At 65.5% G+C, this 23,682-nt stretch carries 18 protein-coding genes; 9 read left to right on the top strand and 9 right to left on the bottom strand.

Annotated elements, in window-relative coordinates; translation table 11 throughout:
* Nucleotides 1-89 precede the first annotated feature (89 nt).
* From GGQ61_RS20465 to GGQ61_RS20455, 3 genes are all read left to right on the top strand, one after another.
* The gene (locus GGQ61_RS20465) at nucleotides 90-434 is read left to right on the top strand and encodes a helix-turn-helix domain-containing protein (RefSeq protein WP_183776919.1); all 345 of its coding nucleotides are present in this window, start codon (nucleotides 90-92) and stop codon (nucleotides 432-434) included.
* On the top strand, nucleotides 431-1,738 hold the full coding sequence (locus tag GGQ61_RS20460) for a type II toxin-antitoxin system HipA family toxin (RefSeq protein ID WP_183776918.1): 1,308 nt from the start codon (nucleotides 431-433) through the stop codon (nucleotides 1,736-1,738). Before GGQ61_RS20465 ends, GGQ61_RS20460 begins: the two co-directional genes overlap by 4 nt.
* 359 nt (nucleotides 1,739-2,097) lie before the next feature.
* Nucleotides 2,098-4,110 (top strand): VirB4 family type IV secretion/conjugal transfer ATPase, encoded by a 2,013-nt coding sequence (locus GGQ61_RS20455; RefSeq protein WP_246371132.1) that lies wholly within the window; start codon nucleotides 2,098-2,100, stop codon nucleotides 4,108-4,110.
* 251 nt (nucleotides 4,111-4,361) lie between these two features.
* Here GGQ61_RS20455 and GGQ61_RS22760 read toward each other — a convergent pair whose 3' ends face one another.
* Nucleotides 4,362-5,531 (bottom strand): acetate/propionate family kinase, encoded by a 1,170-nt coding sequence (locus tag GGQ61_RS22760; RefSeq protein WP_425501024.1) that lies wholly within the window; start codon nucleotides 5,529-5,531, stop codon nucleotides 4,362-4,364.
* Nucleotides 5,528-6,490, bottom strand: coding sequence for a bifunctional enoyl-CoA hydratase/phosphate acetyltransferase (locus GGQ61_RS20445; protein WP_183776915.1), 963 nt, complete (start codon nucleotides 6,488-6,490; stop codon nucleotides 5,528-5,530). The genes GGQ61_RS22760 and GGQ61_RS20445 overlap by 4 nt, the downstream gene beginning before the upstream one ends.
* Nucleotides 6,491-6,761: 271 nt before the next feature.
* On the opposite strand from GGQ61_RS20445, the gene GGQ61_RS20440 reads away from it, so the two are divergent.
* The gene (locus GGQ61_RS20440) at nucleotides 6,762-6,965 is read left to right on the top strand and encodes a dodecin family protein (protein ID WP_221221177.1); all 204 of its coding nucleotides are present in this window, start codon (nucleotides 6,762-6,764) and stop codon (nucleotides 6,963-6,965) included.
* Nucleotides 6,966-7,220: 255 nt separating this feature from the next.
* Here the strand turns inward: GGQ61_RS20440 and GGQ61_RS20435 are convergent, their stop codons facing one another.
* The 6 genes from GGQ61_RS20435 to GGQ61_RS20410 form a co-directional block, all read right to left on the bottom strand.
* On the bottom strand, nucleotides 7,221-8,525 hold the full coding sequence (locus tag GGQ61_RS20435; protein ID WP_183776914.1) for an erythromycin esterase family protein: 1,305 nt from the start codon (nucleotides 8,523-8,525) through the stop codon (nucleotides 7,221-7,223).
* Between the two features lie 182 nt (nucleotides 8,526-8,707).
* Nucleotides 8,708-9,352 carry a phosphoribosyltransferase gene (locus GGQ61_RS20430; protein WP_183776913.1) on the bottom strand — a complete coding sequence of 215 codons (645 nt, stop codon included), beginning with the start codon at nucleotides 9,350-9,352 and terminating at the stop codon, nucleotides 8,708-8,710.
* Between the two features lie 140 nt (nucleotides 9,353-9,492).
* The gene (locus tag GGQ61_RS20425) at nucleotides 9,493-11,346 is read right to left on the bottom strand and encodes an ATP-binding protein (protein WP_183776912.1); all 1,854 of its coding nucleotides are present in this window, start codon (nucleotides 11,344-11,346) and stop codon (nucleotides 9,493-9,495) included.
* On the bottom strand, nucleotides 11,252-12,454 hold the full coding sequence (locus tag GGQ61_RS20420) for a CarD family transcriptional regulator (RefSeq protein ID WP_183776911.1): 1,203 nt from the start codon (nucleotides 12,452-12,454) through the stop codon (nucleotides 11,252-11,254). The genes GGQ61_RS20425 and GGQ61_RS20420 overlap by 95 nt, the downstream gene beginning before the upstream one ends.
* 703 nt (nucleotides 12,455-13,157) lie before the next feature.
* Entirely contained in the window at nucleotides 13,158-13,529 is a 372-nt protein-coding gene (locus GGQ61_RS20415; RefSeq protein ID WP_183776910.1) for a response regulator, read from the bottom strand.
* Between the two features lie 126 nt (nucleotides 13,530-13,655).
* Nucleotides 13,656-14,390 (bottom strand): Crp/Fnr family transcriptional regulator, encoded by a 735-nt coding sequence (locus GGQ61_RS20410; RefSeq protein ID WP_183776909.1) that lies wholly within the window; start codon nucleotides 14,388-14,390, stop codon nucleotides 13,656-13,658.
* Between the two features lie 324 nt (nucleotides 14,391-14,714).
* On the opposite strand from GGQ61_RS20410, the gene GGQ61_RS20405 reads away from it, so the two are divergent.
* Together GGQ61_RS20405 and GGQ61_RS20400 are read left to right on the top strand one after the other, a co-directional pair.
* Complete coding sequence (locus GGQ61_RS20405) at nucleotides 14,715-17,273, top strand: HWE histidine kinase domain-containing protein (RefSeq protein ID WP_183776908.1); 2,559 nt, start codon at nucleotides 14,715-14,717, stop codon at nucleotides 17,271-17,273.
* Nucleotides 17,274-17,407: 134 nt separating this feature from the next.
* On the top strand, nucleotides 17,408-17,671 hold the full coding sequence (locus GGQ61_RS20400; protein ID WP_183776907.1) for a hypothetical protein: 264 nt from the start codon (nucleotides 17,408-17,410) through the stop codon (nucleotides 17,669-17,671).
* 87 nt (nucleotides 17,672-17,758) lie between these two features.
* Here GGQ61_RS20400 and GGQ61_RS20395 read toward each other — a convergent pair whose 3' ends face one another.
* Nucleotides 17,759-19,906 carry an MASE1 domain-containing protein gene (locus GGQ61_RS20395; RefSeq protein WP_183776906.1) on the bottom strand — a complete coding sequence of 716 codons (2,148 nt, stop codon included), beginning with the start codon at nucleotides 19,904-19,906 and terminating at the stop codon, nucleotides 17,759-17,761.
* A 228-nt stretch (nucleotides 19,907-20,134) separates the two neighbouring features.
* On the opposite strand from GGQ61_RS20395, the gene GGQ61_RS20390 reads away from it, so the two are divergent.
* From GGQ61_RS20390 to GGQ61_RS22390, 3 genes are all read left to right on the top strand, one after another.
* The gene (locus tag GGQ61_RS20390) at nucleotides 20,135-20,539 is read left to right on the top strand and encodes a c-type cytochrome (RefSeq protein WP_183776905.1); all 405 of its coding nucleotides are present in this window, start codon (nucleotides 20,135-20,137) and stop codon (nucleotides 20,537-20,539) included.
* 120 nt (nucleotides 20,540-20,659) lie between these two features.
* A complete protein-coding gene (locus GGQ61_RS20385; RefSeq protein ID WP_343056239.1) occupies nucleotides 20,660-21,313 on the top strand; it encodes an ABC transporter ATP-binding protein in 654 nt (217 codons plus the stop codon).
* On the top strand, nucleotides 21,310-23,682 hold the full coding sequence (locus GGQ61_RS22390) for an FtsX-like permease family protein (RefSeq protein WP_183776903.1): 2,373 nt from the start codon (nucleotides 21,310-21,312) through the stop codon (nucleotides 23,680-23,682). The genes GGQ61_RS20385 and GGQ61_RS22390 overlap by 4 nt, the downstream gene beginning before the upstream one ends.

Here is a 23,682-nt window from a genome sequence, read left to right as displayed (position 1 = left end):
GTCGCCATTAACCCATCTCCTCACAATCGCCATTATATGGGGGATTAGATGGTCAAATATGCATCAAATACCCATATTCGGGTTTCTACATGTCAATCTCCGAAGCAGCCCTGCAAACCCGCATCAATGAGCTCGGCGAGCGCCTGGCCGCCGTCAGGCTTGGCCGCAACCTCACCCAGCGCCAGCTGGCCCAGGATGCAGGCCTTTCGCTCAACACCCTGCGCCGCCTCGAGGCTGGCGAAAACGTCTCGCTCGACACGCTGATCCGGGTGCTCGAAGTCCTGGACCTGGCCGACCGGCTCGAAGTCCTCACCCCGCCTCTCGACGTGCGGCCGGTCGACCGCGTCCGGATGACCACCAGGGCCGAGCGCAGGCGCGCACGCCCCACGCAACCGAAGACGCCTGAACCGTGGACCTGGGGCGACGGCGAATGACCGACGCCATCGTTCGCCTTTGGGGGCGCGACATCGCAGCAGTGAGCTGGCAGGACGACCGCGATTATGCGGTGTTCCAGTACACGCCGGAGTTCGCCGCGAGCGGCATCCTGGTGGCGCCGCTGACCATGCCGCCGCGTACGACGCCCTACGACTTTCCCGCCCTTCCGCGCCCAGCCTTCAAGGGCCTGCCCGGCCTGCTGGCGGACTCCTTGCCCGACAAGTACGGCAACGCCCTGATCGACGCCTGGCTGGTGCGGCAAGGCCGCGAGGCGTCCACCTTCAACCCGGTCGAGCGGCTCTGCTACATCGGAACCCGCGGCATGGGCGCGCTGGAGTTTCATCCGACCCTGCTGCGCGCTGGGGACCGCTCACGGCGCCTTGAGATCGACGCCCTGGTCGAGCTCGCCAACCAGGTGCTGAGCCAGCGCACGGACCTAAAAGGCGTGCTGGCCGGCGAGGACGACCATGACACCCTCGAGGAGATCTTGCGGGTCGGCACCTCGGCCGGAGGCGCCCGGGCCAAGGCGGTGCTGGCGTGGAACGCCCGAACCGGAGAATTCCGGTCAGGCCAGGCTCCTGCCGAACAAGGCTTCTCCTACTGGCTGATGAAGTTCGACGGCGTCAGCAACAACCGCGACAAGGAGCTCGCAGATCCACAGGGCTTTGGCCTGATCGAGTACGCCTTCTACGAAATGGCGCTCGGCGTCGGCATCGAGATGTCGCCCTCCCGCCTGCACCAAGAGGGCGGGCGCAGCCACTTCATGACCCATAGGTTCGACCGCACGGACACTGGCGGCAAGCTGCACATGCAGTCCTTGGCCGCACTACGGCACTACGATTTCAACGCCGCCGGCGCCCACAGCTACGAGCAGGCGGTGGAGACGATCCGCCTGCTCGGCCTGGGAGGCGAGGCGATCGACCAGCAGTTCCGAAGGTCGGTCTTCAACATCCTCATTCGAAACCAGGACGACCACGTCAAGAACATCGCGTTCCTGATGGATCGCGCCGGAGACTGGGGCCTGTCGCCGGCCTTCGACGTCGCCTACGCCTACAACCCGTCCGGCCCCTGGACGAGCGCGCACCAGATGAGCCTGAGCGGCAAACGCGACGACTTCGAGCTCGAGGACCTCGTCGTCTTTGGCGGCTTCTGCGGGCTCAAGCGGCGCAAATGCCTTTCGATCATCAAAGAGATCGCGCAGGGCGTGCGCCAATGGCGAACCTACGCGCAGTCCGCCGGAGTCGCCGACGCCGACATCGATCGGATCAACGCCGCTTTGCGTCTAGATCTCACGCCGCCTTAAAACCTGGCCGCGCTTCGTCGGCATCCGGCAGCCAAGTCGCAGCGGAACGCGACGAGCCGCTATCACCCTGAAACGACGCACGAATTCGCCACCACCCGAAGGTCGTGTTCGCCCGCCGCGCAGCTCTGAGCCGACGCGCTTGCGATGTGCCGCCAAGTCACCGGCAACTTGCCGGCAAGTCTTTGTTTTTATTATATTTTATTCGTTGACATCCAAGCAAATCCGGCTTTGCCTTGAGTCGTCGCCGCATCCATCTGCGGCGCGCTGACAAGGACCCCATCCATGCGCAACCCTCTTGCGCGCGGCCTTTGCGCCGCGACGGCTTGACCTGGCTGGCGCCGCGGGAAGAGACCGCGGCCTTGGACCGCTGGCTGTTCGACGGGCTCTCCAGGAGCGGCCGCGACTGGCGCGCCAGCCTCGAAGCGTTCTCGCGTCAGGCCGCTGGCCTGCTGGCCCTGCTCACCGAATGCCTGCCGCATGCGCGCCCGCTCGACGACGGTGAACTGCTGAGCTGGCTGCACGCCTGCATTTCCACCTCACAGCTTGAGATCGCCCCGCCGCAGACCCCGGTCTTCCTGGATGCGCAGCTGGCCGATTGCGACCTCACCGGCGGGCTCTCGCCGCGGCTTGGCGGTCAGCTCCTCAAGGTGATCTCCCTTCGAGGTCTCCCGGCCGCCACGCAGCCGGGTCTGCTCGACGGGCTGGGCGAGCTGCCGTTCGAGCACCGCTGGTGCGCCCGCTGGATCGCGCTGTCCAAGGACGAGGCCGAACTCGAGATCGCCAGGATCCGCAAGCGCTGGTTCTCCAAGCGCAAGGGCGTGGGAACGCTGCTGCGCGAGGCGCTGACGCGCGAGGAGGTCCCGCTCCTCGACACCGATGCGAGCGCCAAGACGCTGCAGTGCGACGCCGCGCTCGAAGCGCTCGGCGCCGACGCCTGCGCCTTCGGCTATCTGACCATGACCATCTGCCTGCTCGAGGGGGACCCCGACCTGGCCGCTGAGCGCGCCCGCCAGGTGCTGGCCGCGCTGAACGCCCGCGGGTTCGTCGCCAAAGAAGAGGACTTCAACGCCGTCGAGGCCTGGTTGGGCTCGCTGCCCGGGGAGCCCTACGCCGATGTTCGCCGCCCGCTCGTTTCAACCTTGAACCTCGCAGACCTCTTGCCGCTCTCGGCGGTCTGGGCCGGGCCGCAGCGCGACGAGGCGCTCGCCGGCCCGCCGCTCGCCATCGCCCGCACGGCCGGCGCCACGCCCTTTCGGCTTTGCCTACACGTGGGCGATGTCGGCCACGCGATGGTGGTCGGACCGACCGGCTCCGGAAAGAGCGCGCTGCTGGCCTTCCTGGCGTTGCAGTGGGGACGCTACCGCGGCGGGCGGGTGGTCTTCTTCGACAAGGGCCGCTCGGCCCGGGCTGCGACCTTGGCGGCCGGCGGCTGCTGGCGCGCGCTCGAGGCCGGGGCGAGCGAGCCTCTGCAGCCGCTGGCCAGGATCGACGATGAGGCCGAGAAGGCCTGGGCGGCCGAATGGCTGGAAGATCTCGGCCTGGCGGCCGGCCTCGCCGAAAGCCCCGATCGGCGCGAAGCGATCTGGACGGCGCTGGCCGCCCTGGCGCAGGCCCCCGTCGCCCAGCGCACCCTGAGCGTCTTCTGCGCGCTGGTTCAGGACCGCGAGCTTGCCGCGGCCCTGGCGCCCTTCACGCTGGCCGGACCTCATGGGGCCTTGCTCGACGGCGCCGCCGAGCCGGCGCGGGCCGGCGCCTTCCAGACCTTCGAACTTGAGACCCTCATGGGCTCGCGCGCGGCGCTTGGCGCAACGCTCACCGCCCTCTTCCATCAGCTCGAGCGCGACTTCGACGGGCAGCCGGTGCTCCTCATCCTTGATGAGGCCTGGCTGTTTCTCGATCAGCCGCGCTTCGCCGCCAAGATCCGCGAGTGGCTCAAGACCTTGCGCAAGAAGCGGGTCGCCGTGGTGTTCGCGACCCAGAGCCTGGAGGACGTCGCCGCCTCAAGCATCGCCGCCAGCCTCATCGAGAGCTGCCCGACGCAGATCTTCCTGCCCAATCCGCGCGCCCTGGAACCGGCCAGCGCCCGTCACTACGAGGCCTTCGGTCTCAACGCCCGCCAGCTCGAGCTCATCGCGTTCGCCCCTCCCAAACGCGCCTACTACCTGCGCCAGCCGGCCGGGCGCCGCCTCTTCGACCTCAAACTGACGGGCGCGGCCTTGAGCGTCTGCGGCGCCTCCAGCCCCGAAGATCAGACGCTGATCGACGAAATCTGCGCGCGGGCCGCGCCCGCCGACTTCGCCCGCCAATTCCTCAAAGCCAAGGGACATCACCATGTCGACGAGATCTTCGATGCGCTCTGCGCCGAGGACTAGGCTTGCCGCCGTACTGGTCCAGGTCCTTGCGCTGTCTCTGGCGACCAGCGACCCGGCGCGCGCGCAGCTGACCGTGTTCGACCCGGCCAACCACGTCGAGAACGCCCTGCAGACCGCTCATCAGCTCCAGAGCCTCACCAACGAGGCGCAGATGCTGATCAACCAGGCCCGCGAACTGGCCGCCTCGCCCTACAGCCATCTCCTTGAGACCTCCCAGGCCCTGAAGGACATCGGCGACCTCGCCGCCAGCGTCAGGGGCATCGCCGCCGACATCGCTCGCCTGGAAACCCAGTTCGAAGACCTCTACCCGTCGGCCGTGGAGGGTCTTGATCCGAGGACCGCCCTGTCTCAGGCGAGCGCGCGGGCGACGACGGCCCGAGCCAGCGCCCTCGACCTGGCCAGCACCGCCGCACAGCTCGAGCAGCTGAGCCAGGGCCGGGGCGCGCGGCTGCAAGGCGCTCTTTCGGCGAGCCAGGCCGCGGCCGGTCAAGCGAGCCAATCTCACGGGCGATGCGGTAAACATAGACCTCAAGCGCTTGTTTCGCGTGCGGCGCGTTGCTGGCCAACAGCGTGACCATGTCCCCGCTCAGCCCCGAGAGGCCCAAGAGACCCGACCGTCGGTAGAGCAGATCGCTCACGGCCGCCGGACTCATGCCCCTGGATTCGAGCAGATATAGGATGACGCCCGGATCTATGGACCCGCTGCGGGTGCTCATGGGCGGCCCGTCGAGCGCGGAAAAACCCATCGTCGTGGCGACGCTCCGGCCGCGGTCCATAGCGCAGAGAGAGCCCCCGCTGCCAAGATGCAAAACAATGGCCCGACCACCGGCTTTCTCTCCATCCCGCTCGCGCAGCACGCCGGCGATGTAGTCGTAGGACAGGCCATGGAAGCCGTAGGCCACGACGCCATCATCGATCAGCTCTCGCGGCAGGGCATAGAGTCGGGCCGCCTCCGGCTGTTCCGCATGGAAGGCCGTGTCGAACACTCCGACCTGCAGTACGCCCGGAAGGCGCCGTCCGGCGATCTCCACTCCGCGCAGATTGAATGGCTGGTGAAGCGGCGCAAGCGAGCACAGTTCCTCCAGCTTCGCGCGGACCTCCCCGCTCAGGATGCAAGGCTGGCGGAAATCCCGTCCGCCATGCACGATCCGGTGCCCGACCGCGGCCAAGTCGGCGGTCCATCCGTCGCCCTCCAGCCAGTCGAACAGCCGCTCAAGCGCCGCATCGAGGCCCGCTTGTTCGCCCCAGAGCTCGTCAATCCGTGTTGCGCCCTTGACGCCGGCGCGCATCCGAGCCGTTCCATTCAGCCCGGAGATCTGGCCCTCCATTTTCAAGGGCAGATCCGCCACGGCCTCATAGACGGCGAACTTCACGCTGGAAGACCCCACGTTCAGGGCCAGAATGAAACGCCGCTCTCTCATCTCACATATTTGGCGGGCTTGTGTTGGGTGACGAGGATCGCCAGCGCGCAAGAGGCTAGGCGCGAAGCTTCCGGTTCGGAGCGGCTTGTAAGCATGATTGGGACGCGGGCGCCGAGAACGATCCCTGCCGATTGCGCGCTCGAAAAATAGAAGAGCTGCTTGGCCAGCATGTTGCCGGATTCAATGTCGGGGACGATCAGGATGTCAGCTTCGCCTGCTACCGGTGAGACGATGCCTTTAGCCCTTGCCGCTTCCGGCGATACAGCATTGTCGAAAGCCAGGGGCCCATCCAGCAGCCCCCCGACGATCTGCCCGCGATCGGCCATCTTGCACAAGGCGGCCGCATCGAGGGTCGAGATCATTTTGGGATTGACGGTTTCGACAGCTGAAAGAATGGCCACTTTGGGCAGCGGCGCGCCCATCGCGTGAGCCAGATCAATGGCGTTCTGCACAATGTCACGTTTGGTGGCGAGATCCGGCGAGATGTTCAGCGCCGCATCGCTGATCAGTAACGGCCGCGGGTAGCTCGGCACGTCGAGAACAAATACGTGGCTCATCCTGCGGTCTGTTCGCAGACCGGAGGTTGGCGCCACGACCGCCTCCAGCAGTTCGTCCGTATGCAGCGCGCCCTTCATGATGGCGGCCGCCTGCCCCTTCGCCGCCATCGCACAAGCTGTCGCTGCGGCCTGATGGCTGTGCTCGACATCCACGAGTTCGAACGCCGAAATATCCCGTCCGGCGTCTCTGGCCGCGGCCTCGACCCTCGCCCTGGGTCCAATGAGTATCGGGGCGATCAGCCCGCGTTTCGCCGCCTCTACCGCGCCCGTCAGGGATAGAACGTCGACGGGATGGACCACGGCCGTCAACAGCGGCGGCTGATCTTCGGCCATCCGCATCAGTCGTTGGAGTTGGCTCCCAGGGTTGGAAGCGCCCTTTCCGGCATCCTTCTCAGCGATCATCACGTTCTCCGGCGTGGCCCCTCATCGCACGCAAGCCTGGAGATCATTGCGCGCCGCGGCGACTGCGGCCAAGACTTTGGCATCATGTCGCCAGCCGCCAGACGCGCGGCCGCACTGGCTGTCACCGTGAGCCAGAGCACAGCGGACGCCGGCCTGTCGCCATTGATACCTACCGGAGCGGCTCCTGACCCCCGCTTGACCTGCATCAACTCCCTCCGTGGGGCGTGGCTCAGAATGAGAGCGCCACGATCCTGTGGCTGGAGCTATCGCCATGCTGAAAGTCATCGAGGTCCTCGCAGAGTCCGAAACCAGCTGGGAAGCTGCTGCTCGCTCCGCCGTTGAGGAGGCCAGCCGGACGCTGCGCAATGTCCGCTCGATTTATATCAAGAACTTCGAGGCGCAGGTCGCGGACGACCAGATCGTCAGCTACCGCATCAACGCCAAAATCACCTTCGAACTTGAAGAAGGCCGTTGAAATGGCCGTCTCGATAGCGTCGTTTCGGGGCCGCCCAGCGATAGGGTAGAGGCTCGGAGGCGTCGCCCCCCCCAAAGCGCTCCGCGCTGGACAGGGCGTGCGGCCGAGCGGTGGGCTTGCCGCCAGGCTAGGGCCTCGCTGAAACCCTGGAATACGGCGGCTCGTCGCTGCACCGACCCACGCGCACGGCGCGCGCGAATGCTGTCGTTAGGCCCTATTGGCTAATCAGTCTCGTCACGCAGGAACTTCTGGTCGTCATAAACCGAATGGATAGATGTCCGGCGCCCCCTCCGCGGCGATGCCTGGCAATGGGGACAGTGCAGAGGTCTCCGCAATCCAAACGAGCGCATCGAATTGCCCTGACAAGCTTGCGTGGAAATAGTGGCTCTGGAGCTCAGTATCGGGGCGGTAGATCACGCCGATGGCGCGCTCCAAGCGAGGCTTCGACAGCGATTGCGCAAGATCGGAGTTCGCGCGCCAGTCGATCAGAGCGCGTGGGCGTCCCCCGGCGTTGAAGACATGCTCCCAACTCTCCGGCCGAGCAGGGACAATGCTCATCGCCCGTGGCTCAAGACCCCATTCATCGGCTGCAAGAACGCTCCCCCGATCGGTACTAAAGCCGATCGAAACGCAGCGCGTGCCGAACGCCTCCTTGCAGAGTTGCCCGATGTTGAACTCGCCCGACGCTCCCATGGCGGTCGCTGCCGCATCGCCGATGTGGGAGTTGTGCGCCCATACGATCGCCTTGCTGTCAGATCCGCGCGATTCCATGAGCCGCAGCAGGGTCGCAAACATGTGCCCGTCGCGGCGGTTCCAGCTCTCGACCGAACTGCGGTACATGGCGCGATAGTAGGTTTCGGCCGCGGCCACCACACGCGCGTTCTGCTCGGCGTCCAGGTAGTCATGCCCATCCATGGCGCTGTAGGCGAAACGCTTCTGCACCATCGACGCCAACTGCCCCACGACGGCGTCTTCGCAATCGGCGGCCCCAAGGCGGGCGGCCGCGCCGTAGTGGCTCGGATGCTCAAAGAAGGGACTGAGACATCCGTATCGGTGGCGAGCCTGCGCCGCCGCCGCAGGGTCGACGCGATCTAGATAGTCGATCACGTGTGCGGCCGATTCCGTGAGACTGTAGACGTCGAGTCCGCGGAGCTCCGCGCGATCATCGGGCTCGCGGGGCAGGTTCCACGCGCGCAAGTCACGCAGAAAGCCGTGAAACTCGGCGTTGCGCCACATCCAGCGCGGAAACCTCAAGAAGCTGTCCTGTTGGCCCCAGACGCCTCTATTTCGCACGAACCGATCGAGGTCGGCGACGTCGGGCCAGTCGGCTTCCAGCGCCACAATCCGAAAGCCGTGCCGCTCGATAAGGCGCCGGCTGATGGCGGCTCTGGCCCGATAGAACTCCGACGTGCCGTGCGTGCATTCGCCGAGCAGGACGATCCGAGCGTCGCCGAAACTGTCGAAGGCGGCGCCGAAGGCCGGATCGTCATAGTCGGGCAGCGGTCGCGCGGCCTCCCGAACTTTGGCGGACAGGTCCAACGCTGCATCTGCGTGCGTCATGACGATCCTCCTCAGGCGTCGAGAGCGCCTTTGCGATAACGTGTCGCGCGGCTCGGGGCTTGAGCCGCGTCAAAGCATGGATCGTCAGAGGGGCTACGCATCAGGACAAGTGCGGGAGAAGCCTGATGCAGCCGCCGCCTTGGTTCTGAGGCGTCTCCCGCCAGCCGCCCCCAGACGTCCGGTCAGCCGCGACGATTGACTTCGCGCAGGGCGTCGACCACCTCGGCGTCTGACAACTGATGGAAGTCCCGGTACGAGGCGCCCACCCCATAGAAGGGCTCCGGTTGTTCCAAGCATATCACGTCGTCGAAGATATCGGTCAGTGTGGCGACAGCTTCTCGAGACGCAACTGGCGCCGCAAGCACCAGCCGCGCCGGCCCCTGCGTGCGCAATGCCGCGCCGGCGGCCCGGGCGGTTGCGCCGGTGGCCAGACCATCATCGGCGACGATCGCAGTGCGACCCTTCGGGTTCGGGCGCGGACGATCCCCAAGGTAAATCGCGCGCCGACGTTCGATCTCCGCGAGTTCGCGCGCGCGCGCTTGCTGCAAATAGGCGGTGTCCGCGCCGCTGCGGCGCGCGATCTCCGGGTTAACGACGGTAAGCGCCTCGTCCCCATCCGTCACGGCGCCGACCGCCACCTCCGGATATCCTGGGGCGCCGATCTTGCGCACGAGCACAAGATCGACCGGGGCTCCGAGCCGCCTGCCAATCTCAAGTGCAATGGGCACGCCGCCTCTCGGCAGCGCGTAAACGATCGTCTCGCCGTAGCCGCGTTCCGCGATGACTTCAGCGATCCGCCGTCCAGCATCAGTCCGGTTTTCGAACATGCGTGGCCTCCTGGCAGGACGCGGCGGATCGGCGCCTTTCCTGTCGGCGGCTACTCCGCGTGCTCCAGCGGGCCGACAATTTCTCGAACGGTCGGCGCATCCGCCTTGATCTTGCGCAAAGTCGCCGCCAGGACCCGCGGCTAAGCCGCGACGCCGCTGGCTTCCTCGAGTGCGCGCCGCACTGCGATCGCCAGGTCGCTGACCCTGAACGGTTTACGCAAGACCTCCTCGGAACTGACGAGATCCTTGATGTCGCGAGCCTCCGCATAACCCGTGACGAGAAGCACGGCCAAGCCTGGGGCTGCCAGCCGGGCCTTGGCGGCCACCTGCGCGCCGCTCATCCCTGGCATGGCGAAGTCCACGACCAAGAGATCGGGTCGATCGTCGTGTAGGCGACCGAGGCCTTCCCTGCCGTTGACCGCTTCGGTGACGACGTATCCGAGCGACTTCAGGCACTGGACGATGAAGCGGCGAACGCCAGGGTCGTCGTCGACCACGAGTATCCGTTCGCCCTGGCTGAGGGGGGTCTCGCTGGTCAGGATCTCACCGGAACGAAGCCGCTCGGCTGCATCGCTAACGGGTAGCCAGATCTCCATTACCGTTCCGACCCCGACCGTGCTGTCGACGCGGACTGTACCGCCCGACTGAATGGCGATGCCATAGACCTGGCTCAATCCAAGGCCCGTGCCTTTGCCGACGCTCTTTGTCGTAAAGAATGGATCGAAGACCTTGTGCAACACATCGGCGGGGATTCCGTGACCGGTGTCGCTTACCGATATGACAAGATGCCGACCTGGCTGCAGGCCTTGATGCCATTCGTCCGCCAGCCGGCTGCCTATCGTGACCACGCCCCCGTCCCCCATGGCGTCGCGTGCGTTGATCGCCAGATTAAGTATCGCCAGCTCCAGCTGGTTAGGATCGGCGTTGGCGCGCATCGATCCTGAGCGCAGATCAGTTCGCACCTCAACCTTATGGCCCAGGGTCCGGGTCAGTAGATCGTCCATGCCCGCGATCAGGGCGTCGATCTCCACGGCCTGCAGGTCGAGCTGCTGGCTGCGCGAAAAGGCCAGCAACTGGGCCGTTAGCTTTGTGGCGCGCTCGACGCCCTCACGGGCGTTCGCCGCCATGCGCGCAATGCGCGGGTCGTCGCTGCGCCGCTCGATCATGTCGACATTGCCGACAATTGCGGTCAGCAGGTTATTGAAATCGTGGGCGATTCCCCCCGTCAGCTGGCCTATGGCGTCCATTTTCTGAGCCTGGACCAGCGCAGCTTGGGCCTGCTCGCGGGCGCCGATCTCGGCGACCAGCCGCGCGTTGCTGCGCTTGAGCTCGCGAGTGCTCTCAGAGATCCGCCGCTCGAGGGTCTCATTCATTGAAATCAGCGCCGCTTCTGCAGCTTTGCGCGCCGTGACGTCGAGCGTGACGCCCGACATCCGGCGAGGCTTGCCAGGCGCCGGATCGGTGGGACGCCCCCGCACCTGAAGCCAGTGAACAGACCCATCGGGCCAGATCACCCGGTATTCGACATGATAGTCGCCGCCCTTTGTGATCGAGAGATCGAGGTTGGCGCGCCGCCGCGCAGCATCGTCGGGATGAATGGCCGCCACGGCCTCGGCTAGGGTGAACTCTTCATCGAAGCCGCGTCCAAAATGGGCCCGGGCTATGGGAGAGGTGGTCAGGGCCTGGCTTTCCAGGTCCAAATCCCAAGCGCCCAGGTCGCCGGCCTCTAGAGCAAAGCGCAACTGCTCTTCAGCCTTGGTTCGAATTTCGAGATCGTCCCGCGCCAGATACTGGCGCCGGCGCGCACGAACGGCCGAACGCGCCGCACTAAGCAGGGTCTCGGCGTTGATGGGCCGCTCCAACAGCACAATGTTGCCCATGCCCTGGAGCCGCTCGGCGTCAGCCTGGGCTCGCCGTCCCGCTTGTTTGGTCACCAGAACGATGAACGGAAAATCCGACCATGGCGGCTGGTCCGCCAACCAATCGGTCAGCACCGAGCTCCCCTGCTCGGCAAGCGCCTCCTCGGTAATCCGCGCCGCCGTGATAGCTTATGCGAAGTGCGTCCCTCTCGACGCCTCCGGCCTCGACCCGTTCAAGCGCGCTGAGCACGCCCAGTCCGTGGTCCTCGTGTATCACGACATCTCCGACCCTCAGATCTGGTTCGGCCAGCAGAGGGACGGAGTTCCCAACGCCCGCGCCGCGCGGTGCGATGCGCCCCCCCAGCACGTCTGCGGCCGCGACGACCAGCAGCTTGGCTCCCCGGTCGTGGAACCCGCTGTCGATATCGGCCTCGAGGCTGATGAGGCGGCCCGGCGCCGAAACCAAAGCCGCCTGCCAGTCGGTGATCGGCTGAGGCGAGAGGTCCAATTGGCGTTTCACAAGGCGCGAGACCGAGCGGAGCTCGTGCGGCAGACCGGTCAAGATCACCCTAATTCCGTCATCGAGCGCGTCGCGCAGGAACGCCGCAAGGTCTCGCCCGGGATTTCTGGCCGTGGGGAACCGTGGAACGAGGGCTACGCCTGAGGCGTCCAACGTCAGGCGCGGGCGTTTGGTGATGGCCGTTTTGAATGCCCTGAAGCTCAGGTAAAGCGACTTGGGCGCCAGGGGCGGCTCTATCTCTCCGGCGAGGCCAAGACGCCCCTCGTAAGCCTCCGCCACCTGCGCTGCGAACTCGGCGGCTCGCAGCTCCGCCAGCGGATCGAAAAGCAGCGCCGCCCCCGCCAGCCTCTCAAGCACGCCGCCCATCCGCCCGTAGATTTCCACGGAGCGATGCTCGGTGCCCGGTCGTCTGGATTGGTCGTGCGACTTCAGGATCAGCTCAGAGGCGGGACCGACCCGCACAGCCTCGACGAGTTCCCCGGTCCGTTGGGTCAGGGGATCGAAGCGTTTGATCTCAATAATTCGGTCGTCGTCATCGAGGCCGAGCCGCACAGGTCCGCCCGCCGCGGCAGGGAAGATGTCGACGACGCCTCCGCGTATGGCGATCTCGCCCGGTTCGTCGATCCGATCGTCGAAGACGTAGCCTGTCCGGTGCGCGAAGGTCTCGAGCCCGCCCCGATCGAGACGCTCGCCGCACGCCAACTCCAAGAAGGCCTCGCTCATGGCTCGCGCCGGGGGGATGCGTTGCAGAAGCGCTTGGACCGGAGCCACCAGGATCCGGGGGCGATCCCCCGGCTCGGCGAGCCGCGCAAGAACGGCCATCCGACGTCCCATCACATCGCGTGAGGGCGAGGCCCGGTCGTAGGGCAAGCAGTCCCATGCTTCCAGAACCAACACCTCCAGGTCCTGAGCGAAGCAACGCAGGGCGCGACCGACCTCCTCCGCCCGCCGCTCGCTCGAGGCCGCATAGACCAGCCCAACAGCCAAGCGGTCCCGAGGCGTCGCCGCAATGCGCATCGCGCACCAGGCGGGCGGCGGCTGCCTCGGGGGACCGCCGTCATCAGACGCAGGCGCCGCCTGGCCGGAGGGCGCCAATGGGATGTCCCCAGCCGCGTCGATGCGGCTCAGCGCCTTTGACTTTTGCTCCATGGTCCCTCCGTCAGCGGCTGCATCAACCCGCGGGCGGCGCACACGTTCCTCGGCCGTGACCGCCCGCGCCGGCCCGCCAGATGCCGACTTCCCGGCTTTGCCCGCTGGTTGGCGCGGACAGAGGCGGCAGCCCGAGGCGGCGGTTTGACCTGGTTGCAAACCCGCAACCTAACCGACTGACATTCCAGCAATAATACGCAAGCAAGATGGCTAACGGACGGGCCCATGGAGGCGCCGTTCTCGCTCGGATCCTCGGCACAGTCGCCGATGGCGGGGGTCAGGACTGCGCCGCCCTGCTGGCTTTGTTGATGGCCCGGTCTAGATCCTGCGCCGTATAGGGCTTGGGCAAGAAGGCGCCATCGTCCGGCACCGGACGGTCGACCCGCTTGCCGGAAGTGACCACGAGCCTGACCGCAGGCCATGTGCGGTGCACGAGTTCTGCGAGCTCCATGCCGTTCAATGAACCTGGCATGTCGACATCGGTGAACAAGAGACCCACATCCTTGCGGGATTGAAGGATCTGCAACGCTTCGTCGGCGGTCCTCGCGGGAATAACCTCGTGGCCCGACTCTTCAAGAATCTCACGGGCCACCCATTGGACGAGCGGCTCGTCCTCGACCAGCAGAATGATTTGGGATGCACGGGACATGCCTATACAGGCGCTCCAACTGCACGTGGTTCCCGGTCCAATGGTTACACGCCAGGCTGCGGCCCCTTAAACAGCCGTATCAGCCATGCGCGCCAAGCTTGAGCGGTCCCCTCTGCGCCGGGCCGCCTAGTTCGTCGGATAGATGCCGTGCATCACGCGATCGAAGTGGTCTTCCAGGGCGGTCGTACAGGGGCAGGCTCGCGCCGCCAGAGCGCGCTCGTCCTTGACGATAAACCGTCCACGCCGGGTCGCGATCAAGCCGTCATCGCGAAATCGCCGCACGATCCGGGTCACGAAAGTGCGTCCGACGCCAAGCATCTGGGCCAGCTGCTCCTGGGTCATTTCGAATTCGCTCGCGCCGGTTCTGGCGACAGCCGCCAGCAACCATTTAGCGGTGCGCTGGGTGATCGTGTGCGTGGCGTTGCAGGCTGCGGTCTGAAAGACCTGAGCCAGAAGGCAATCGGAATATCGGGCGAACCAGTGGCGCAAGGTGATCGAGTCTAGCTTGGCTTGCTCAAGGGCGGAGGTTTTCACCCGCAGGAAGCGCCCGCCAAATCGCACCTGAGCGGTGGCGTAGGCCGGTAATGAGCCGTTGGAGACGATTCCGCCGATCGCTCCTTCGCGTCCAACCAGCGCAACTTCGACCGCCTCCTCATTGCGATCCGCGCCCACGCAGAAGGCGGCCATAGCCGCGCCGCACGGAAACCACGTATCGACGACATCCGCGCCAGCCTCCTGCAGAACATCATGCGGCTTCAGATCGAACGCCAGCACGTGCGGGATCAGCCTGGCGCGATCGGCCTCGGTCAGCCTGGCCAGCAGGAGGTTGGCTGTAAAGTCGGCAGGCTTCGGCTGGGTCATGCTTGGCCGTTTCGCCGAACCGACGCCTCCTTGGCGCAGTGTCCACAAGTGGACCGACAGCCCCGCCAGCCAATGTTACTCGTGAACATAGCTTCTCCAGATGGTGTTGATCAGCGTGCAGATTTTAAGGAGCGGCCGGGGCCGCGATGCGACGTCGATCGTCCACCAGCGTCACCCCCCGCCCGCGTCCTCTTGTTGGGCCAGGCCAGGGCGCCCACGGCCCCGGCGGGGCTACAACGCCAGATCTCACCGAGCGTTGCACGGCCAACGATTTGGGGGTCGTTCCCACGCCGCTCCCGTGCTCCCGAGCCGCCATCGTCTCGCATGACCGATCCTGTCGACCTCACAAACTGCGATCGCGAGCCGATCCACATCCCCGGCAGCATCCAGCCGCACGGTGCGATGCTGGTCTGCGACCCGTCGAGCTATCGGGTGCAGTTCGCTTCAGAGAACCTTGCCAGGACAATCGGCCATGATCGCGACCCGCTCGGCGCGGAGCTTTCGGCGATCATCGGGCCCGAAGCGGCGCACGACGTACGCAACGCCGCGGCCCAGGCGGGCGGGTCTCAGATCGCTGGAATCGTGTTGGCGGCGAGACTGCCGCGGACCGAAGACCTGTTCGACCTGATCGTCCATCAGCACGGAGGGCGCACCTTCGTCGAGATCGAGCCTTCGGACCGTTCCGGCAAGAGCGCCGAGGACGCGCTTGAAACGACCCAGAAGCTGATCCGCCGGATCGGACGGGAAAGCGAAGTGCAGTCCATCGTCAGGTCCGCGGCCAGGCTGGTGCGCGGAATGCTGGGCTACGACCGGGTCATGGTCTACCAGTTCTTGCACAATGGGGCCGGACGCGTCATCGCAGAGGCCAAGCGCCCCAACCTTGGCAGCTTTCTGGGGCAGCATTTTCCCGCCTCCGACATTCCGGTTCAGGCGCGCAGCCTCTACCTCGCCAACACGATCCGGATGATCGCCGACGCCAGCTACGCCCCGGTGCGGCTTGTCCCGCCGCTGGGCGCGGGCGAGACGCCTGTCGATATGACCTTCGCCCAGATGCGCAGCGTCTCGCCCATTCACTGCGAATATCTGGCCAACATGGGCGTTCACGCCTCCCTGTCCATTTCGATCGTGGTGGATGGTGAACTTTGGGGGCTGATCGCGTGTCACCACGCGGTCCCGAAGGTGACGCCCCTGCCTCTGCGGATCGGAGCCGAGTTGTTCGGCCAATACTGTTCGTTGCAGATTGCGCTGGCCGAACGCCGCGAGGAGGTGACGGCGGCGAAGCTCGCGAGCGAGCGCCTCGACCAGATCGTCAGCCGCTTGAACTCCGAAGCCCCCTTGGCGGAGAACTTGCGCAGTCACCTGCCCGACCTCGCCGCCCTTATTGACTGCGACGGGGCGGCTCTCTGGTCGGCGGGAGAATGGACCGCCGTGGGGGCGGCGCCGCCCTCCGCGGCTGCGCCAGTTCTCATCGAGAAGCTGCGGGCTCAGGGTGCGGCAGATGCTATATGGTGGACGCAGAACCTGCAGGGGTTGCTCGGATCTGAGCACTATGGCCGCTCTGTCGCCGGCGTTCTCGCCGCCCCGCTGTCGTCCACGTCCCGCGACTACTTACTGTTCTTTAGGTCCGAGGAAGCCCACGAATTGGAATGGGCGGGCGAACCTATCAAGATTTCGCTCAGCACGCCTCAGGGCGAGCGGCTTAGTCCGCGCGGCAGCTTCGAACTTTGGCGCGAGGAGGTGCGCGGGCTCGCCAGGCCCTGGACCCGCGCCGAACAGGCCGTCGCCGAAGCGATCCGCACCTACCTGCGCGATGTGGTTCTGCGCCACAGCGAGCGATCGGCCGAAGAACATAGCCGCCTTGAACATCGTCGCCGGATCTTGAATGACGAGCTCAATCACCGGGTTAAGAACATCATCGCTTTGGTGAAATCGATCGCCCAGCAGACCGGCGCCCACGCCCAAAGCGTCGCCGACTACACCGTGTCTCTGGAGGGACGTCTGCGGGCTCTCGCTTTCGCGCACGATCAGTCGCTCGCCGGTCAGAACAGCGGCGATCTGGCGACCCTGATCGAAGCCGAGGCGGGCCTCTATCGCTATCGGGGCGCGCCTGAGCGGGTGGTTCTTTCGGGGCGGCCGGTGCGTCTGGATGACCGCGCCTTCGGCGCGGTCGCCTTGGTGATCCACGAACTCATGACGAATGCGGCCAAGTACGGCGCGCTGTCGCTGCCAACCGGCTGCGTCGAAATCTCATGGGGGATCGCTGAGAACGGCGGCTGCGAGATTGACTGGGTCGAAGTCGGTGGACCCAAGGTAGAGCCGCCGCAACGGACAGGCTTCGGTTCAAGACTGATCCAGTCGACTCTGGCCTACGATCTCGGCGGCGGCGCAGAAATCAAGTACCTGCCTGGGGGTGTGCAAGCGAGGCTGACGATTCCGGCGCGGCATCTCGCCCTCATTGCCGCCGGAGCCCCCGCTCAGCCCCGTTCGGAAGCGCGGCGAACCTCGCTTGAAGGCCTTGATGTCCTACTGGTGGAAGATCAATCGTTGATCGCCATGGATCTCGAGGACACTCTGCGGCAACTCGGCGCCCGCGAGGTGCGGGCCTTCCCCTCGGTCGCCGAGGCGATCCATTGCCTCGCGGAATTTACGCCGCACATCGCCGTGCTGGACTTCAATCTGGGGACCGAAACATCCGAGGCGGTCGCCGAACGGCTGGAGGCGCGCCAGGCCCCGTTCATCTTCGCGACGGGATATGGGGACAGCGTCATGCTGCCTTCGCGCTTCGCGTACGCGCCGGTTATTCGCAAGCCCGTGAGCGCGATTGCGCTCGCTGCGAAGATCGCCGAAGCCCTCGGCGCCGCCCTGCCGCGCCCTAGGTCGTAGCGTATGGACGCCGGACAACGCCCTGGGTCCGGTGACGCGATGGCATGAGCATTCGCGTTCCTGAGAACTTTAGATCCTCTCAGCGAGTTGGGAGGATGCTCGAGCACGCATCGAGCCTAGACTGGGAAACGCCGATGTCCCACTTGAACCTCGCAGCCGTCAGCGTCCTTGCCGGCCTGCTGATCACCGCCCCCGCCGCCGCCCAGACGCCCGCGACGAGCGGCATGAGAGAAACCCACAAAATGATGTCGGACGCCGACAAATCCGCCTGGGCCAAGTGTAAGGCCATGCCGCACGAGGCGATGGCCAAGGACGCGACCTGCGCGCGGATCGCCAAGGATTACCCGCACGCAGGAAAGGCGACCAAAGACCTGAAACCCGCGCCTGAGAAGAAGTAGTCGCTGCCGGGCCCGCGCTACGAGCCGCGGGCCCGGGCATGCGCCCGATGCGGGGCTATAGGGCTTAGATCTGGCTGACGCTTCGCTTCATGACGCCGCGCGCTGCCCGGGAGGGTGCGCCTCGCGATGGACCTCTCCCTCGCCGACGCCTTCCCGCTGCGGCGCGCGATGAACGGCCAGGGCGAGCGCCTGAAGCAGATCGCGCGGCTCGACCGGCTTGCGCACGAGTCCGTCAAAGCCGCCGACGCCCAGGACCTCGCCTTCGCTCTCGATGCCTGCCGAGAACGCTATGATTGGAACGCTTCGATTGCGTCCCCCTTCCTCGCGAATGGCCGCTGCAGCCTCTCGGCCGCTCATTCCGGGCATTTGCAGATCCATGAGAACCGCGTCGAAGGCCAAGGTGCGGGTCTGCTCGACCGCCTCGCGCCCGTCCGCAGCCTCTGCGACCTCAAGGCCTAACGCCTCAAGGAAATGCCTGGCGATCTGACGGTTGGCGCGATTGTCGTCGACGACCAGGACTTTCCCGCCGAGGATCGGGCTGACCTCATGATCGGAAACATGATCTTCAGGCGCTGACGCCTGCGCGGGGATCTCAAGCCAAAAGGCGCTCCCTTCACCCAGCACGCTTTCAACACCGACGGCGCCGGCCATTGCTTCGGCGAGTTGGCGGCATATCGCCAGTCCCAAGCCGGTCCCCCTCCTGTCGACGCCAGTCTCAGTTTGAGCATATCGGTCGAACACCAGGGGAACTTGCCCGGGCGGGATCCCTGGCCCTGTATCGACGACTTCGATCCGCAGGACGCAGCGGTCCGCATCATAGTTCGTCCTCAGTCGCACCATCCCAACGTCAGTGAATTTGACTGCATTGCTGAGGTAGTTGACCAGGACCTGCCGCATACGCAGTCCGTCGATCATCAGCCTGCAGTCTTCCGAGGCCTCGTACTCCAGTTGAATGTTCTTCGCGCGCGCTTGAGGCTCAAGCAGCTCAAGCGCCTCGCGCCCGAGCGCATGCAAGGCGGTTGGTCGCGGGCGGATGGCGAGCTGCCCAGCTTCCAGCTTTGAAAAATCGAGGAGGTCATTGACGGTCTGCAGCAAGGCTTCCCCGGCGGTGACGATCCTTTCCATCTTCCCTGCCAGGTTCGGCGGCGCCTCATCTTGCGCGATACGGGCGAAGCCGATCATGCTGGTCAGCGGGGTGCGCAATTCATGCGTCATGTCCGCCAGGAAATTCGCCTTCAGATCGGCCGCCGCCTCCGCAGCCTGACGGGCCTTGCTTTCCTGGGAGAGCGCTTCTTCCTGCGCCAGCGCCGCGGCTCGGCTTGCGCTCTCAAGCTGCTCGCGAAGGACACGCTTCTCCCGAAGCGCAGCCGCTGCAACGAGGCTGGTCAGCATGAGCGAGGCGAGGAATCCATGCAGCAAAAGCATCGCTTCGGTTCCGGCGCCCTGGGCGGCGATAGGCCCGCGCCCCCACAATGTCGCGGCGATCGTCGCTGACCCGACCATGGCTCCGCCGACAGCAGCGCCGACGCGCTCAAGCTTGAAAACCGCCCACATCACCGCCGGCGCAACCAGAAACAGCGCAGGTGTCGCAGAGCTGCTTAGAACCGCGAGCAGGACAAGCCCGAGGATCACAAGCGAGAGCAGCGCCCCCGGGTCCGGCCGGCGGTCCGCAAGGTCTTCGCGCAGGTCGCTCAACGCAAGAAGCAGCGGGGTGACCACCAGCAGCCCCATTGCGTTGGCGACCATCCACCGGGCCATTTGACCGGCCGGGCGATCAAAGGGCTCGCCAGCCAGATGCACCCCGGCCAGCACGGTCCCGAGTCCTGGGGCGACAAGGCCGCACACCATGACGAACGAGACGAGGTGACGCCGTTGTGAAAAATCTAGGCGGTCGCCCACCGCCCATCGGATGAGCAGGAGGGCGACAACAACCTCGGCCACATCGCTTACCGCATAGTGCGTGGCCGCCACGAGCGACCTTTCAAAGCCTGGATAGGCTAGAAAGTTTCCGGCGAGGCCCGCAACCAGCAGCGCGGGCCAGTCGCGCGGCGCGGCTTTCAGGGCCAGCGCCAGCAAAAATCCATTGGCCAGCCAGATCGGGGCGACTCTTCCGGATCGCTCCGGAATTTCGATGCAGAGCCAAGCCAGGCCATACACGACGCACAGCGCCAGCGAGAAAAGCGTCGCCTGCCGGACACGCGCCGCAAGATGACTTCTGGGGGAAACCTTGACCACGATCCACCCCCATGACCGCTAGGGGTTAAGATGCGGAAAAGGGGTCGGATATCGACCGCGGTCCGCCGCCATTCAGCCGCCCGCTAGCGCCTACCCGCTGAGCGGTAGCCGAGGATCATCAACACCGATGACGCGCTCACCGCTTGCGACGGCTCCTCTTCCCTGGCGCCTTGCTCGCACGATGGGCTGTTGTCATGCTGCCCTTTCTTCGAAGCGAGCGACGCCTACATGCTCAGAACCTGCAAACTCCTGGTTTCGGCGGCTGTATCGCTGACCGTGCTGTCTATCAGCTCATGGGCCATGGCGACCGAGCGTCCGTCGGTGACGGCCGGCAGGAAGGTAGCCGAACGCAATTGCGCGGCGTGCCACGCCATCGACGATGGCGAAAGTCCTTTGAAGGAAGCCCCGCCCTTTGCGCGCCTCAAGTACAGATATGGCCCAGGCGGATTGGCTCAGCTGCTCGAAGAGGGGATGATCAAGAACTGGCCGAGATCCCTTGAAGAGGGCGCGGCGCCAATTCACCCTCGCATGCCCGCGTTGGACTTGGGGGAAGACGAGGTCAATGCGCTCGCGGACTATTTGCGAAGCCTCGAAGGACGCGACGCCGGTCAGCGACGTCGCGCGCCGAGGTGAGACTCGGACGTAGCGCTACCCTAGGATCGCCCGGGCGGATTGGTCGGGGCCAGACCCGTGCTTGAGACCAGGTCCTTGGTGTATCGGGTCCGAGGCCTAACCAAGACTTATGGCCAAGGCGTGAACAGGGTCGACGCCCTGCGCGGCGTCGATCTTGACGTTATGAAGGGCGACCTTCTGGTCCTCCTTGGGCCTTCGGGCTCGGGCAAATCGACCTTGCTGAACATCTTGGGCGGACTGGACAGGGCTTCGGCCGGCCACGCCTGGTTCTACGATTGCGACCTGACCGCCAGCGACGACGACGCCCTGACGGAGTATCGCCGCTCCAGCGTGGGTTTCGTCTTTCAGTTCTACAACTTGATCGCCTCCCTGACCGCGCGGGAGAACGTCGCTCTCATCACAGAAATCGCGGAAAATCCGATGCAGCCGGCAGAAGCGCTCGCGCTCGTCGGGCTGGAGGCCAGGATCGATCACTTCCCAGCCCAGCTCTCCGGCGGAGAGCAGCAGCGCGTCGCCATCGCCAGGGCGATCGCCAAACGGCCGCAGGTGCTCTTATGCGATGAGCCGACCGGCGCGCTCGATAGCATGACCGGCGTACGCGTGCTGTCGGCCATCGACCGAGTGAACCGGGAGTTGGGCACCACCTGCTTCGTCATCACCCACAACGCGGTGATCGCTGAGATGGCCGACGAGGTGATCAAGTTTGGCGACGGACAGATACTAAGTCGCCATAGAAACCAGAGTCGAAAAGCGCCCTCAGAGCTTGCTTGGTGACCGGCGCGCCCTCCGTCTTCTACGTGAAGCTTCTGCGGGACGTCTGGCGCCTGCGGAGCCAGTCGCTGGCCATCAGCCTTGTGGTCGCCGCCGGCGTGGGCATGGTCATCATGTCCTTTGGCTTGATCCGTTCGCTTGAGGCGACACGCTCGGCCTATTATGACGCCTACCGCTTTGCGGACGTCTTCGCGCCCGTCCGCCGCGCGCCTCAGTCAGTCATGCAGGATGTGGCCAGGATTGCGGGCATAGCAGCCGCTGAGAGCCGCATCAGCACGACCGCGATTTTGGACGTCCCAAGCGTCGCTGAGCCGGTCACAGCACGCATCCATTCGCTCCCATCAAGCGGCCAGCCTGCGCTGAACCGGTTGTTGCTGCGCTCAGGACGTCTGCCTGACCCGTCGCGGGCCGGCGAAGCGGTGGCGAGCGAAGCATTTGTGAAAGCTGCGCGGCTCGAGCTGGGAGACCAGGTGCCCGCCCTCATACGCGGCCACCAGGTCAAGCTGACGCTTGTCGGCGTGGTGATATCCCCTGAGTACGTCTACGCAGTCGCCCCGGGGGGGATTTTTCCGGACAACAGGCGCTACGGGGTTCTGTGGATGGGGCGGGAGCCCCTTGCGGCGGCGCTCGACCTCACCGGCGCCTTCAACGAGATTGTCGCAACGCTTTCGCCCGGCGCCGAGCCGCAAGATGTCTTGCGCCGGCTGGACGCGTTGCTCGAACCCTATGGCGCTCCGGGCGCTTACACCCGTCACGAACAGGCTTCAGATCGCTTTGTCTCGAACGAGATTGATCAGCTTGCGGCGACCATCGAGGTCCTCCCTCCGATTTTCCTCGGCGTGGCTGCATTCCTGCTGAATATCGTGCTCGCCAGAGTCGTGGATGCTGAGCGCGAGGTGATCGGCCTCCTAAAGGCCTTCGGTTATCGCGACGGCGCGATCATGCTGCACTATGCTCAGCTGGCTATTTTGTTGTGCCTGGGCGGCTTGCTGCTTGGCGGACTGATCGGCGTTTGGCTTGGGAGGGCCGCAGCAGGCCTCTACCAGGCCTATTTCACATTCCCTTTCCTCGAATTCCGCGCCGGAGCGGACGCCTTTCTCGTGGCGTTCGGGGCGACGCTGACGGCCGTCCTGGCGGGCGCTTTAAGCGCCGTGTGGCGCGCCGCCCGGTTGACGCCGGCCGAGGCCATGCGCCCTCCGGCTCCACGTGACTACTCTTCAAGCGCCGTGGCCGGGACGCCCTTGTTGCGGCTGGACGAGCCTACGCGAATGATCCTCCGCGGCCTGGTGCGGCGCCCGGTGCGCTCTGGTCTCACCGTGCTGGGAATAGCCTGCGCGCTGGCGCTCTACACGGCGTCGGCCAGCATGGACGATAGCGTCGACTCCATGATCGACATCGCTTTCGGGCAAGCGCAGCGAAGCGACGTTACGGTGACGTTCGCGGAAGCTCTTGATGCGCGGGCGCTTTACGAACTGCAGCACATGCCCGGCGTCACGCGCGTCGAGCCTTTTCGGTTTGCGGACGCTCGCCTGAAGGCAGGCCCGCGAGAAGAGCGGGAAGCCCTAAGCGGCGGGGAAAGCGGCGGCGACCTTAGCCGATTGGTGGACCTCGATGGCCACGTGCTCGAGCCCCCTGCCCGCGGCGCCCTGGTCTCAAGCCGGCTTGCACGCCTGTTGAGCATCAAGCCCGGCGACACAATCACCGCAGAAGTCACGGAGGGCGAGCGGCTCAAATTCGCAATCGAGGTCGTGGCGGTCACCGACACCCCCATCGGCGGGTCCGTAGTACTGGATCGGGCCGTGCTGAACAGGCTTTTGCGGGAGGGTGACAGCCTGTCCGGCGCACATCTTCGGGTGGATGGCGCCCAGTCGTCCGCGCTCTACGCGGCGCTGAAGAAGACGCCCAATCTCGTCAGCGTGACTGTGCGTGAGGCGACCTTGCAGGGCATCGAAGACACGATTGCCGAGAGCATCGGTCTGCTGAACCTTTTCAATGTGGGCTTCGCGGTGCTGATTGTGTTCGGCGTCGTCTACAACAGTGGTCGCATTAGTCTTGCCGAACGCGCCCGCGATCTGGCGTCGCTGCGCGTGCTGGGATTCCGCCGGCGGGAGGTCGCTTACGTGCTGCTTGGAGAACTGGCGTTGCTGGTGCTGCTCGCGCTCCCAATCGGGTTGCTATTGGGGGTTGGGCTTTCGCGGTTTCTGATCGAGCGGTTCAGCGGCGAGCTTTACTCCCTGCCCGCGACGGTGAGCGCCCAGACCTTGTCGCAGGGCGTTCTGGTCGTCGGCGGAGCTGCGGCGATCACCGCCTTGTTTCTGCGTGATCGGCTCGATCGGCTGGACCTTATCCGGGCCCTGAAGACCCGCGAGTGA

It is taken from the genome of Phenylobacterium haematophilum, from assembly GCF_014196295.1.
GTDB lineage: Bacteria > Pseudomonadota > Alphaproteobacteria > Caulobacterales > Caulobacteraceae > Phenylobacterium > Phenylobacterium haematophilum.
Note: the sequence above shows the minus strand (reverse complement) of the source record. Positions and strands in the feature narration are given on the sequence as shown.

Coding starts and splice junctions, on each gene's coding strand:
- GGQ61_RS20465 (WP_183776919.1), top strand. CDS start 90: ATGTCAATCTCCGAAGCAGCCCTGCAAACCCGCATCAATGAGCTCGGC.
- GGQ61_RS20460 (WP_183776918.1), top strand. CDS start 431: ATGACCGACGCCATCGTTCGCCTTTGGGGGCGCGACATCGCAGCAGTG.
- GGQ61_RS22760 (WP_425501024.1), bottom strand. CDS start 5,531: ATGAGAGAGCGGCGTTTCATTCTGGCCCTGAACGTGGGGTCTTCCAGC.
- GGQ61_RS20445 (WP_183776915.1), bottom strand. CDS start 6,490: ATGATCGCTGAGAAGGATGCCGGAAAGGGCGCTTCCAACCCTGGGAGC.
- GGQ61_RS20440 (WP_221221177.1), top strand. CDS start 6,762: ATGCTGAAAGTCATCGAGGTCCTCGCAGAGTCCGAAACCAGCTGGGAA.
- GGQ61_RS20435 (WP_183776914.1), bottom strand. CDS start 8,525: ATGACGCACGCAGATGCAGCGTTGGACCTGTCCGCCAAAGTTCGGGAG.
- GGQ61_RS20430 (WP_183776913.1), bottom strand. CDS start 9,352: ATGTTCGAAAACCGGACTGATGCTGGACGGCGGATCGCTGAAGTCATC.
- GGQ61_RS20420 (WP_183776911.1), bottom strand. CDS start 12,454: ATGAGCGAGGCCTTCTTGGAGTTGGCGTGCGGCGAGCGTCTCGATCGG.
- GGQ61_RS20415 (WP_183776910.1), bottom strand. CDS start 13,529: ATGTCCCGTGCATCCCAAATCATTCTGCTGGTCGAGGACGAGCCGCTC.
- GGQ61_RS20410 (WP_183776909.1), bottom strand. CDS start 14,390: ATGACCCAGCCGAAGCCTGCCGACTTTACAGCCAACCTCCTGCTGGCC.
- GGQ61_RS20405 (WP_183776908.1), top strand. CDS start 14,715: ATGACCGATCCTGTCGACCTCACAAACTGCGATCGCGAGCCGATCCAC.
- GGQ61_RS20400 (WP_183776907.1), top strand. CDS start 17,408: ATGTCCCACTTGAACCTCGCAGCCGTCAGCGTCCTTGCCGGCCTGCTG.
- GGQ61_RS20390 (WP_183776905.1), top strand. CDS start 20,135: ATGCTCAGAACCTGCAAACTCCTGGTTTCGGCGGCTGTATCGCTGACC.